Origin of the sequence: Actinophytocola sp. (genome assembly GCF_009379765.1) — a bacterium.
Classification (GTDB): Bacteria; Actinomycetota; Actinomycetes; order Mycobacteriales; family Pseudonocardiaceae; genus Actinophytocola.
The window spans coordinates 26539-39169 of the sequence record NZ_WHTD01000071.1; the positions used below are offsets into that span (position 1 = coordinate 26539).

General features: G+C 68.8%; 11 protein-coding genes and 1 pseudogene. 4 read left to right on the forward strand and 8 right to left on the reverse strand.

Annotated features, from left to right (window positions below):
- Positions 1–16 precede the first annotated feature (16 nt).
- The 6 genes from GEV28_RS21710 to GEV28_RS21735 form a co-directional block, all read right to left on the reverse strand.
- Positions 17–3367, reverse strand: coding sequence for a glycoside hydrolase family 2 TIM barrel-domain containing protein (locus tag GEV28_RS21710; protein WP_291413948.1), 3351 nt, complete (start codon positions 3365–3367; stop codon positions 17–19).
- Between the two features lie 130 nt (positions 3368–3497).
- Positions 3498–4517, reverse strand: a complete 1020-nt coding sequence (locus tag GEV28_RS21715; protein WP_291413949.1) for an Ldh family oxidoreductase — start codon at positions 4515–4517, stop codon at positions 3498–3500.
- Positions 4514–5485 (reverse strand): NAD(P)-dependent oxidoreductase, encoded by a 972-nt coding sequence (locus GEV28_RS21720; RefSeq protein WP_291413950.1) that lies wholly within the window; start codon positions 5483–5485, stop codon positions 4514–4516. Before GEV28_RS21720 ends, GEV28_RS21715 begins: the two co-directional genes overlap by 4 nt.
- Complete coding sequence (locus GEV28_RS21725) at positions 5473–6912, reverse strand: aldehyde dehydrogenase family protein (RefSeq protein ID WP_291413951.1); 1440 nt, start codon at positions 6910–6912, stop codon at positions 5473–5475. Before GEV28_RS21725 ends, GEV28_RS21720 begins: the two co-directional genes overlap by 13 nt.
- Before the next feature lie 59 nt (positions 6913–6971).
- Entirely contained in the window at positions 6972–8135 is a 1164-nt protein-coding gene (locus tag GEV28_RS21730) for a UxaA family hydrolase (protein ID WP_291413952.1), read from the reverse strand.
- On the reverse strand, positions 8111–8428 hold the full coding sequence (locus tag GEV28_RS21735) for a UxaA family hydrolase (protein ID WP_291413953.1): 318 nt from the start codon (positions 8426–8428) through the stop codon (positions 8111–8113). Before GEV28_RS21735 ends, GEV28_RS21730 begins: the two co-directional genes overlap by 25 nt.
- 240 nt (positions 8429–8668) lie before the next feature.
- Here GEV28_RS21735 and GEV28_RS21740 point away from each other — a divergent pair, with 240 nt between their 5' ends.
- The 4 genes and pseudogenes from GEV28_RS21740 to GEV28_RS21755 all read left to right on the forward strand — a co-directional run.
- The gene (locus GEV28_RS21740; protein ID WP_291413954.1) at positions 8669–9292 is read left to right on the forward strand and encodes a hypothetical protein; all 624 of its coding nucleotides are present in this window, start codon (positions 8669–8671) and stop codon (positions 9290–9292) included.
- Complete coding sequence (locus GEV28_RS21745) at positions 9195–10394, forward strand: IS1634 family transposase (RefSeq protein ID WP_291413955.1); 1200 nt, start codon at positions 9195–9197, stop codon at positions 10392–10394. The genes GEV28_RS21740 and GEV28_RS21745 overlap by 98 nt, the downstream gene beginning before the upstream one ends.
- A gap of 299 nt (positions 10395–10693) precedes the next feature.
- The gene (locus GEV28_RS21750) at positions 10694–10882 is read left to right on the forward strand and encodes a hypothetical protein (RefSeq protein WP_291413956.1); all 189 of its coding nucleotides are present in this window, start codon (positions 10694–10696) and stop codon (positions 10880–10882) included.
- A gap of 12 nt (positions 10883–10894) precedes the next feature.
- Positions 10895–11227 (forward strand): annotated as a pseudogene (locus GEV28_RS21755) (hypothetical protein); the annotation flags it as partial.
- Here GEV28_RS21755 and GEV28_RS21760 read toward each other — a convergent pair.
- Positions 11208–11912 (reverse strand): hypothetical protein, encoded by a 705-nt coding sequence (locus tag GEV28_RS21760; RefSeq protein ID WP_291413957.1) that lies wholly within the window; start codon positions 11910–11912, stop codon positions 11208–11210. The pseudogene GEV28_RS21755 and the gene GEV28_RS21760 sit on opposite strands and share 20 nt — an antisense overlap.
- Positions 11842–12291 (reverse strand): hypothetical protein, encoded by a 450-nt coding sequence (locus tag GEV28_RS21765; RefSeq protein WP_291413958.1) that lies wholly within the window; start codon positions 12289–12291, stop codon positions 11842–11844. Before GEV28_RS21765 ends, GEV28_RS21760 begins: the two co-directional genes overlap by 71 nt.
- Between the last annotated feature and the right edge of the window lie 340 nt (positions 12292–12631).

Below are 12631 nucleotides of genomic sequence, written 5' to 3' on the forward strand. Positions count from 1 at the left end.
TCTCCACGCAGCGGGGTCAGCCGATCGCGAGGGCGAAGACATGCAGCGCGGTAATGCGCCGCGGACCGTTCACGCCACCGCTGGGCAGGGTCACGTCGACCACCTGCTTGCCGGGGTCGATGGGTACCGCGGCGTAGTAGAGGCTGATGGCGTGGTCACGCTGACCGCGTGGCCTGCCTTCGAGACCCTGCGAGTTCACATAGGGCAGCGTGGCGATGAGGTCGTTGCCCTCGGCCGGGCCCGACCAGAAGTCGCCGAAGGTCAGCGTGAAGCCACTGGTCGATCCGTCGGCGTAGTGGACGGTGCCGCTGCCCGAGATCGTGCGGCTGCTCGCGGCCCCGAGGAAGCCGAGCTTGGCACCCGTCCCCGACACGACGATCAACTGGCCCGAGGGGACGACGTTGTCCGGCTGCCCGGGCGTCGTGTCCGGCCAGGTGAAGGTGAGGCCGTCGTGCTGGACGGTGCCGCCGGGCGTGATCCCCGCCGCGGCGAGTGCCTCCAGCGAGTAGCTGTTCCCGACCCCGTCGAAGTTCGCGGCGTCGACGTCGGCGTTGGAACTGATGCCGGCGTTGTCGTACGCCTTGGCCAGCGACGCGTACGGGACGTGCACGTCGACGTTGCTGTAGCTGACGCCGTACTGGTTGTTCGCGTCGTAGGCGGCCCGCACCGTGAGGGCGTGCACCCCTGGCGGCGCGTCGGCGGCGAGGTCCACCTGCCAACCCGTCTTCACGGACTTCCCACTGGTCACGGCCCCGAACGAGGTGGGCGTCGTGGCGGCTACCGTCCATCCCCCGGGAGCCTGGAGGTCCAGTGAGAGCTTGCGCAGCAGCGGGTTGCCGTTGTTCACGAACTCGCTGGTGACCGTGGTCTTGCCACCGGCCAACACGAACGCCGGACTCGCCGTGGCGGCCAGCATCCCGTACGGCGCGGGCGCGCCCCCGGGGGTTGCCTGCTGGACCCGGATGCTGGCCTCGGCGCTGCCCAGCGTCGCGTGGCTGGCCCGGATCGTGACCGTGCCGGGCGAGTTGGGCAGGCTGCGCAGCCAGATCGCCCCCACACCACCGGTGTCGGCGAGCGGGAACGGGTTGTCCCCCACCAGCATCGCCGGTCCAGCCACCGACAAGGCCACCTGCCCGTCGACGTAGGGACGCGGCGCGCCGTACTTGTCCACCGCACGCAGTTCGACGCGGGTGGCGTCGGCACCGTCACCGACCAACTCGTTGTCGTCCACCCGCAGGGACAGCACATCGGTGGCGGGGTCGGCGGAGAAGCTGCGGGACGCGACCTTGGTGTCGCCGAGGTAGCCGTCGATGCGCAACTCGGGGTGGGAAGCACCGTCCACGCCACTGAAGTCCACAAAGGACGGCGGATACCGCAGGTGGCCGTAGTTCGCCGTGTCCGGCATCGCCGTCGCGAAATGCGCACCCCCGACGTAGACCTCGAGCCGGTCGACGTTCGCGCAGATCATCGCACTGGCCAAGCTAGTCACCGGCGAGGTCGGCCCGAAGTCCCAGTAGAACGCGGGCTGGATCACCGCCCTGGTCTTCGGGTCCACTTGCGACTGATAGATCGCGGCACCCGGCTTGGGAATCCGGAACAGGTCGACGACCCCGGTGTATTTGACCCCGTGGAACTGGTTGCCGCTCCCGGACGGATAGTCGTAGCCCGACCAAGCGAGCAGACCACAGTGGCGGTCGTCGGCGGCGACGATGTTGTGCACCCGGCCGTGTGCGGTGGCCTGTCCCTGCTGCAGCTGCTGGGTTTCGGTGCGCCGGTAGAACTTCGCCGGACCGGACAGCGTGCCGACGGCCTCGCTGACCATGTACGGCCGGTCGGTCCGTGGCGACATCAGCTCCGGCTGCTGCAAGCCGTCCGGGCCGGTGCTGCGTGAGTAGTCGTTCTGCGAGAACACGTCCTGGACGTAGTTCGTCGTGTTGTGCCGTCCCGCCATCGCGCCGACGGTCGGCCGTGAGTCGTCCAAGGAGTGCGCGAGGTCGCGGGTCCTGGTGTAGAGCGCGACGTTGTCGGGCGTCTCGTTCAGCCGCGCGCCCCAGGTGATCACCGACGGGTGGTTGCGGCCGCGGCGCACCATCTCGCCGACGTCGCGCACGGCGAGTTCCTTCCACGCGTCGTCGCCGAGGTAGCCCCAGCCGGCCGCTTCCTCCCAGACCATCAGTCCCAGTTCGTCGCACGCGTCGAGGAACGCCGTCGCCTGCGGGTAGTGCGAGCAACGCACCATGTTGCAGTTGAGGTCACTACGGAGGATCTCCGCGTCCTTGCGCTGCACGCGGTCCGGCATCGCACCGCCCGCGAACGGGAAGAACTGGTGCCTGTTGACCCCGAACAGCTTCACCCGCCGACCGTTGAGGAAGAACCCCTCCTTGGTGAAGGTCGCCTCACGGAAACCGATCCGGGCCTGGTAGTCGTGCACGGCGGTGTCGTCGACCATCAGCGTGGCCACCACGTTGTACAGCTTCGGCGCGTCCACGTCCCACAGCGCGACGTCGCGCAGACCGGTGAGCGTCGCGGTCACGGTGGTCTGGCCCGGCTCGCCGACCTTCACCGGCACCGACGTCGAGGCGATCTTGCGAGCCCCGTCCCGCAGGTCCACCACGATCCGCAGCCCGCTCGGCCGCGCCTGCGCCGCGTCCACAGTGCACTGGACCTCGACCTGCCGTTTGGCGGCGTCGAGGACCGCGGTCGGCTTGGCGAACACGTCGGCGAGGAAGATCTGCGGCACCGCGCGCAGCCGCGCCTGCCGGTAGATGCCACCGGGCTGCCAGAAGTCCACGGAGGTTGTGCCGCTCGGCGCCGGGCGGTTGGGCGGGACGTCGAGGTTGAAGCGCGAGTCGACCGCGACGGCGAGCACGTTGCCCGTGGCCTTCACCTGGTCGGTGATCTCGTAGCTGAACGGCAGGTAGCCGCCGAGGTGGTCGCCGAGCGTGCGGCCGTTGAGCGTGCTCTTCGCGCCGGTCAGCGCCCCGTCGAAGTCGAGGAACAGCCGCATGCCGGTCAGCTCGTCGGAGACGTCGAAGTGCCTGCGGTAGATCCAGACCTTCTCCCACGACGTGGGATCCCACTGCTGCCAGGACAGGTTGGTCACCGTGTGCGGCAGGGTGACCCGGCTGAACGCGGCGTCGTCGAACGCCGGCTGCTCGGCCCCGTCGACGAAAACAACGCCGAACAACCAGTCACCGTTGAGCGGGAGCGTCCTCGCCGAGGGCCCGCTCGCGGACTCGGCCGCGAACGCGGTCGTTGCCTGCCCGACGGTGGCCTGACCGATGGCCGCCAGCGTGGTGAACGCGGCGCCAACCCGGACGAACGCCCGTCGAGAAAGCTGCCGTTCTGGAGGCGAAACGTCTGTCATCGTCAACTCCGACTTCGGGACGTAGGGCAGCTGTGAAGTTAAAGAGGGATCGGACCCCAAGCGTTGTTACCTGGCCTCTGAGGTCTGACCTCGGTCATGCTAGAGAGGCAGACCCGAAGACGTCAACACCTCAGAGGCCCAGCCGGCCAGACCAAGTGTCCAGTTCGGACAGCACAGGACCGGCGATCGTCACCGGCTGGTCGTCGTCGACTTGGTCCGGCAGCGGCCGGGCGCTGCCCGGCACCCGGCCACCGGCCGCGACGATCCCCTTGGCCAGCCGGTCCAACCGCTGCGGGCCATCACCGTCCACACCGATCGCCGCCGGATCGAGGGTCACCACAAGGTGACCGATCCGCTGCGCACGGCCATCGCTGTCCGGGTCGAACATGTCGGGCACCCCCGTCGCCAACTCGGGACCGACACAGGCTCCGGCCAGCGCCTCCACCAGGAAGGCCAGCGCGAAACCCTTGCCACCGCCCAGCGGAGCGAGCATGCCGGACAGCGCCGCGACCGGATCGGTCGTCGGCACCCCCTCGGCGTCCACCGCCCAGCCCGAGGGCAACGGCTCACCGCGCTTGGCATGCGCGGCGATCTTCCCCCGGGCGGCCGCGGACGTCGCGAGGTCGACGATCGCCGGTTTCGGCCCTGTGGGTACCCCGGCGGCTATCGGGCTGGTGGACAGCAGCGGCACGGCGGTTCCCGGCGCGGCCATCACCGCGGGGCCGGTGGAGAAGACCAGCGAGACCAGCCCCTGTGCCAGGCCCGGGATCGTGTACAACCCCAGGCTGCCGCAGTGCGACGACCTGCCGACCGACGCCATGGCGATGCCGTGCTCGGCGGCCCTCGCCGCGGCGGTCTCGGCGGCGGACCAGACCTGCCAGTGCCCGAGACCGTCGGCGCCGTCGTAGGCGATCACCGCGCCGAGATCGCGGACCACCCGCAACTCGGCCACTGGGTTCATGCCACCGGCCGCGAGCCGGGCGAGGTAGTACGGCAACCGGAGCAACCCGTGCGAGCCGATCCCCCAGACGTCGGCCAGCACCAGCAGTTCGGCGCTGCGCGTCGCCGGGCCCTGCGGCATGCCGGACGCCGTCAACAGCCTTGTCGCGAGCGCGCGCGCCTCGGCGACGGTCAGCCGCGCGTCGGTCATGAGATCACCTCGGCACTGGTCGCCGCGCCGACGGCGTTGGCCGCCCGTCCCCCACTGAGCACCGCCCGAACGTCGTCGGCCAGCGCGCGCATGATCCGCGCTTGCGACTGTTCGGTCAGGCCAGCGATGTGCGGGGTGAGCAGCACGTTGTCGAGCCGTTCCAGCCGGCCGAGCGTCGGTGGTTCGGCCGTTCGGACGTCGAGGGCGGCACCGGCGAGCGCGCCGTGTTCGAGCGCGTCGGCCAGCGCGTGCTCGTCGACCACCTCGCCACGGCCCACATTGACCAGCACCGCACCCGGTCGCATGCGCGCGAGCAGGCCGGCACCGACAAGCCCGACGGTCTCCTCGGTCGCCGGCAGGTGGATGCTGACGACGTCGGAGCCGGCGACGACCTCTTCGAGGGGAGCCAGCCGAACCGCGTCGTCGGCCCGCGTGACGTACGGGTCGTAGGCCAGCACCGTCATGCCGAATCCGCGAGCCAGCCGGGCGACCGCCATCCCGGTGGCGCCCGCGCCGAGCAGCCCCCACGTCCGGCCGTGCAGCTCGCGGCCGAAGTGCCGGTCCCAGCGACCGGCACGGACCGCCCTGTCGTGGCCGACGAGGTCACGGACCAGCGCCAGCACCGTGCCGACGGCGTACTCCGCGACGCTCTGCGCGTTCTCGCCGCGTGGCGAGACGACCACCACTCCGGCGGCGTCCGCGGCGGCGACGTCGATGTTGTCGAGGCCGACGCCGGCCCGCGCGACGATCCGCAGGTCGGGCGCCGCCGCGAGCAGCTCGGCGTCGACCTTGGTCTGGTTGCGCACGACCAGGGCCCTGGCACCGGCAAGCCGTTGCGCCAACGCCTTGCGGTCCGACCACAGCTGTGGCTCGGCGTGGACGGTGTATTCCTCGCTCAACTGCTCGAAGGGCGCACCCCAGACATCCTCGGGAATCACCACGTCGCAGTTCGCTGCTACAGCTGCCATGCGGCGTACCTCGTAACGGTGAACTCCTCGATGCCAAGGCTGCCGCCCTCGCGGCCGAGCCCGCTCTGCTTCACGCCGCCGAGCGGCGCGTTCGCCGACGGTGGCAAGGGGGTGTTGCATCCGATGATGCCCGCGTCGAGCTCCTCGGTGTACCGCCAGGCCCTCGCATTGTCCTTTGTGTACACATACGAGGCGAGGCCCATCTCGGTGGCGTTGGCCCGCGCGATGGCCTCGTCGTCGGACCCGAACCGGAACAACGCGGCGACCGGGCCGAACGCCTCCTCGGTGGCCAACCGGGCCGTGTCGGGGACCTCGTCCCACAGCGACGGGACCAGATAACTGCCGCCGGGTGGCGCCTCGCGCTCGGCGGTGAGCCTCTTGGCACCCGACGCCTCGGCGTCCTCGGCAAGCTCGCGGATCGCGGCCACCCGGGTGTCGTCGATCAGCGGGCCGAGGTCCGGAACCGGATCGGCGAGCGGGTCGCCGATGGTCATCGCGTCGACCTTGGCGACCAGCGCGTCCCGGAACCTGTGGTACACGGCCTCGTGCACGAGGAACCGGTTCGCCGCGATGCACGACTGCCCGTTGTTGCGGAACTTCGCGACCATCGCGTCTTCGACCGCGGCATCGACGTCCGCGTCCTGGCAGACCACGAACGCGGCGTCGCCGCCGAGTTCCAGCGCCGGCCGGACCACCCGGTCGGCGGCCAGCCGCATGATCCGCTTGCCGACACCGGTCGACCCCGTGAAGCTGACCACCCGGACCGCCGGATGCGCCAGCAAGTCCTCGGTCACCTCCGCGGCCGGGCCCTGCACGAGGTTGACCACCCCGGCCGGAAACCCTGCGTCGGCGAGGCAGCGGAACATCTCCACGACCGCGAGCGGCGCCTTCTCCGACGCCCGGGACACCGTCGTGCAGCCCGCGGCCAACGCGGCCGCGATCTTGCGAGCCTGGATGGACACCGGGAAGTTCCACGGGGTCAGGCAGACCGCGACACCGGCGGGCCGCCGCACGACGAGCTGGCGCCGACCGTCGATGTCGGAGGTCAGCAACTCGCCGTGCGGCTGGCGGATCTGGTGACCGAACCAGCGGAAGAACTCCGCCGCGAAGGCGATCTCGCCGACACCCTCCGGCAGTCGTTTGCCGGTCTCGGTGGCAAGCAGGCGTCCGATGCGTGCGGCGCGCTCGTCGAGCAGGTCGGCGGCGGTGAGCAAGAGTGTCGACCTTGCCCTCGCGGGCTGGTTCGCCCACCCGTCGAACGCCGCAGCCGCCGCGTCCGCGGCAGCGGTGGCCTGCGCGGACCCGCCGTAGGAAACCTCGGCGATCGTCGAGGAATCGGACGGGTTTCGCACCGCGATGCTCGCCGTGTCCGCACCGACCGGCAGCCACTGGCCGCCGACGTACATCCCTTCGATGGTTCGGTTCATTCAGTCCCACATTCTCGCCGGCCGACGCTTCGCGCCGGGTCTTCTACCTGCCGATCGGCTCAAGCACTCGGGTACAGGCGAGTGAGCACGAACTCGCGGTGGCCGAGCGCCTCGGCGGCGGTGAGCCGGCCGTTGATCGTGCGGTCGATGACCTCCATCAACCGGTCACCGGCCTCCGGTAACGTGTATTCGCGGCTGAGCAGGCCGGTGCAGTCCAGATCCATGTGCTCCGACATCGTGTCGACGGTGATCTGGTTGGCCGTCAGCTTGATGACGGGTTCGATGGGGTTGCCGATCACGTTGCCCTGGCCGGTCGGGAACAGGTGGATCACCGCACCCGCCGCGGCCATCAGCGTGATGAACTCGGCGGCCGCCGACGAGCTGTCCATGAAGTTCAGACCGGTCTTGGTCGGCACTTCGGCCCGGTCGAGCGCGTCGACGATCGGGACCGACCCGGTCTTGGCGATGTTGCCCATCGCCTTCTCCTCGATGGTCGAAAGGCCACCCCGGATGTTGCCCTGTGTCGGCTGGGAGCCGAGCAGGTTGGCGCCCTCGGCCTCGATCTTGCCCAGGTAGCGGTCGTAGAACCCCTGGAACTTCTTGCGCACCTCGTCGTCGACGCACCGCTCGGCGATCAGGTGCTCGCCACCGGTGAGCTCGCTGGTCTCGCCGAAGATCACCGTGCCGCCGGCGGTGACATGCCGGTCGACCGCCTGCGCGGTGGTCGGGCAGGAGCCGAGGCCGCTGGTCGTGTCGGACTCGCCGCACTTGATGCTCATCATGATCTCGGACCGCTCGACCGGTTCCCTGGTCAGCTCGGCCGCGTCCTGCGCGAACTGCGCGAGTCTGCGGGCCGCCGCCTCGATGGTCCGCAGGTCGCCGTGGCGTTCGATCGACAGGCCCTCGACGGGCTTACCCGTCGCCGCGATGCCCTCGACGACGTGCTCGGTCCAGGTCGGCTCGATGCCGACCACGACCGCGGCGGCGACGTTCGGGTTGGCGCCGGTGCCGATCAACGTGCGGAACGTGAGATCCAGGTCCGTGCCGAACTGCAGGCGACCATAAGCATGGGAAAGGGGAATGATTCCCGGCACGATCTTCGCCGCCGCCTCGCAGGCCGCGTTCGACAGGTCGTCGACCGGCAGCACGACGACGTGGTTGCGGATCCCGACCCTGCCGTCGGGCCGCCGGAAGCCGGTCAGCCCGCGATACTGGTCTGCCACCTGGCACTCCTCACGTTGTGGGTGTGAACGAACTCACCGGCCGCGATGGCCTTGGTCGTGACACCGACCTGCGCGCCGTACTCGATCACCGGCGCACCCTCGGCCAGATCGACGAGCGCGAACTTGTGCCCGTAGGGAACCTCGTCGCGCACCTCGACCTCGACGTCGTTGTTCGTGGCCAGCACCGCACCGCGAGCCGGCCCCACGGCGATCTCGGTCACCGCGACGGCCACGTGGTCACCCTCGGCGTGCACCAAGAAGTCCGGACGACCGGACTCACCGTCCTCCGCCATCTGCCCTCACCTCCAATGATCTGACCTCTGAACACTAACCGCCCGCCATCGTATCCCACAAGGCATGGCCCCAGAGCGCGGCGAACGTCTCATTGCCCGCGGCGCTGTAGCAGCACTAGCTTGAGTTTCCGGTGATCATGGATTTCTGGGGGTTGTCCCCGAGTGAGTTGACGCGGTTTTCCTTGTGACACGCCGATTGCGGTGCTTGACCAGGTCGGCGATTGAGCCTATGACCTAAATATGGCAAGCCTCTACAAGAAGGTGATCCACGGTCGGCCGTATTGGTACCTGCGCGAGATGGGCTGGGTGGACGGCACACCGAAGATGGTCTCCGAGCGCTATGTGGGTACCGCCGCCGAGATCGAGGCGCTGCTGGATGCCCGCGAACAGGCGGTGCTGCCCGACCGGACCCGGCACCTGCAGTTCGGGACGGTAGCCGCGGCATGGGGCCTGCTGGTCGATCTCGGGGTAGCCGCGATCATTGATGAGGCCACCGGTCCCGGGCCATCCGGGCAGCCGTTGAGCACCGGCACCTACCTTGGCCTGGCGGCGCTGAACCGGGTCGTCGAGCCGCGGTCCAAACGTGGCTTCGCCGAGTGGTGGCGCACGACCGCGGCGGACCGGTTCACCAAGATCGGTGTCTCCGCGCTGGACCACCGGCGCTTCGGGGACGCGATGCATGCCCTGCCGGTCGATGCTCTGGCCGGTATCGAGGAGAAGCTGGCGTTGCGGGTGGTCGAAGAAGTTCGGGCTGGACACCAGCTCGGTGGCCCTGGATATGACGAACTTCGCCACCTTCATCGACACCGGCAACGCCAAGGCGCCGATCGCGCAGCGGGGCAAGGCGAAACAGAAACGAGCTGACCTGCGCCTGGTCGGGCTGGGGCTGGTCGTCACCCGCGACGGCGGCATCCCGCTGCTCTCGCATACCTATCCGGGTAACAAGCCCGACGGCACCCAGTTCCCGGCCATGATCGAAACCCTGGCCGCCCGGCACGCCGCCCTGGCCGCCGCGGCCGGCACCGACACCATGGCAGCGCGCACCGCGACGGATATGACCGTGGTCTTCGACGCCGGGCAGAACTCCGCGGCGAACTTCGCGCTGCTGGCCGACACGCGGCTGCACTACGTCGGCTCGGTGCCGGCCAGCGACTGCCCGGACCTGCTCGCACTCGCGGCCAGCGCCCGCAGCACCGTCGATGAGGACCGCTACGGCGGGCTGTCCGCCTACGACACCCGCCGGGTGATCTACGGCACCGAGCGGCGCACCATCCTCACCCACTCACCCGAGCTGCACGAACACCAGGCCCGTGGTTTCGACGGCACCACCCTGGCCAAAGCCGGCCGACGCCTCGACGAACCGGCCGCCACCCTGGCCCACGGCAAGACCCGCCGCCCCCGCAGCAAGGTCGAAACCGAGATCGCCACCATCACCCGCGACGCCTGGGTCCGGCGCGTGATCAACTGGCAGCTGGACGGGCAGCACCCCAAAGACCTGCGCCTGACCTGGAACACCAACACCGACGCCCGCGCCGAACTGGAAGAAGAGATCTTCGGTAAACACGTGCTCATCACCGACCACGACGACTGGACCGTCGCCGACGTCGTCGCCGGCTACCGATCCCAATCCGAAGCCGAATTCTCCTTCCGGCAGCTCAAAGACACCCACGTCGTCTCGTTCTCACCCATGCACCACTGGACCGAACACAACATCCGCGTACACACCTTCACCTGCGTGCTCGCCCTGCAGATCGCGCACCTGCTACGGCTGCAAACCGACCGCGCCGGACTGCACCTGTCCGTGCGCGAACTCCTGCGACAGCTCACCGGCATCGGCGAAACCGTCCTGCTCTACCAAGGCGAACGGGGCCGCCCCAAAGCCCGCCGCATGCTCACCGAAACCACAGACCTACAAGACAACCTGAGCCAAATCCTCCAACTCGACCGCTGGACACCCCACCGTTAGGTCATAGGCGCTCACAAGCCCGAAACCCTTCCCCACAAGGCAGAACACCTACCAACGAGCATGATCACCGGAAACTCAAGCTAGGGCCGTTCGAGTGAACGTCTGACCAGCCATGTTCGACGGGTAGTTATCTGTTCAAAGTGCGAACAAGGGAACCGCGTTCGTCCCTTGTGTGCCGGTTCGCCCGAGACGATCATTGACCGCGTTCGCGCGAACACCTCGATTCCGTTCTTTTCCCGCGTATCGGGTCTCGGGGCAGCACGAGGCCGGATGCGCCCTGCCCAGAGGAGACCGGTCCCATGAGATTAAGACGTGCCGTCGTCGCGGCGGCCGCCGCGACGCTCGCGGTGGCGGGTGCGGCCACGGTCGCGCAAGCCCAGCCCAACCAGGGCGGCGGAGCCGACGCGGTCGACGCGCGGTCGCGGGCCGCCTCCGCGGCGGACAACCTGGTCGCCCACCGTGCGGCGGTGCTGCACGCGAGCGCCTAAGACACCTTCACCGCCCACAAGGTGATCCCCACCAACAGCGGACTGCACTACGTGCCCTACGACCGGACCTACAAGGGTCTGCCCGTGGTCGGCGGCGACTTCGTCGTGGTCACCGACTCGACCGGCACGGTGCTGAGCACGTCGGTGGCGCAGCAGCAGACGATCAACCTCGCCGACACCAACGCGAAGATCCCGAGGAGATTGGTGATCACGGCGGCAGGCATCTCGCCAGCCATCTCCATCAGCGCGGTGTTGCGGCCGAGGGTGGCCTGGACGCCAAGGGCACGCAGCCGTTGGAGCAGGGACCTGGGAGCGAGGGGTTGTCCTAGCCGTGATGCCGGATAGAGCCAGACCTTGTCCTGCGGTCCTGCGATCCGGTCGCCGTGGCGCGGCGATCGTTGACCAGTGCCTCCAGCAGATCGCCGAAGGCTTCAGGCGTAGCGATCGATGCTTTGCCCAACAGCAGTTCGACGCCGTCATCGGTGACAGTGACGTTCCCGATGGTGAGTTGGGTGATCCGAGCGGCACGCTGGGCGTAGAGCAGGACGAGCAGCCCGGCGACCCGATCGGGAAGCGCGATCGAGTCGTCGTGTAGCAGTTGACGAGCCAGGGACCAGCGCTGGTCACGGTCGGCGAACACTTCTCGGACCGGCTCGTTGTGGAACGGCGGGACCTCGATGTTGTGCGCGTGCCCACCGTCGACAGCCCAGGTGACAAACCCGCGTGACCGGGAGAACGCGTCGATGACCAACCAGTCGTCGATGTCGTCCTGGGTACAGATAGCAAGGGTTTGGCCGCGTCCATGCAGCCAATTCAGCAGGCCCGCTGCGGCGGTGAGCGCATTGCAGGCGTAGACGACCTGATCGGCTGTGATCGGCCGCCGGTCCGCGACCATACGGAGGCGCCGGAGGTGACGCCACGTGGCATAGCTCCGCAGGATCCGTCGCTCCGCTGGATCTTCAACTCGGGCGATACGGCGGTTGATCGCACGTTCCAGGCCGATCAGCTGTTCGTCGCGGGGAGCGAGCACGCCGTTGGTAGCCGGACCGGTATGCGTCCCACCGCAGCCGGAGCATGATCCGCGGCGGACGCAGATCGATGGTCGACAACGCGGTCAGGAAGCCGCGCAGAACCTCGGCGTGCACGTCGGCCGGATCTCCGGCGAACCGGTTGGTCAAGGTGGCCGCGACGGACGTCAGCGCCGGCAGCGCGACCCCGACCGCGGCGACCGTCCAGGTCGCTCCTTCTGTACGGGAGCGGAGCACCAGATGCGCCCACACCGCGTCCCGCGTCGCCTGCGGGCACCGGCGCGCCAGCAGCCGGTCGCGGACCTCGTCCAGCGGGATGCGCCGGTCGGGCAGGCCCGGAAAGAGCCGGCCGTTCAGCGACACCGGATGCGGCCCGGTCACCAGCGAGGTAAAGGTGTCCCGCGCGATATCCAACGAGTTCGAACAGCGGCGTCGCCACTGCGACGGAAAATAGATTGTGCAGCCATGTCGTGTCTCCCACGGCGTCGATGTGAACAACAACGACGTCAGGAAGCCACGACCGATACCAGCGAAATACCACGCCATTACTAGCCCCCAACTAGCGAAGCGCGCCGAGGGCTACTAGCCCGGGTCTTTCATGGGGGGTGACGTAGATCGCGCTCTGAAATGCGCGAAAGTGCCTGTCCTGTAAGGGAAACTACGGATTGTCTAGGTCTGTAGTGGTCCTCACGGGAAGGCACTTCGCGGGTGAAGCGTAGCA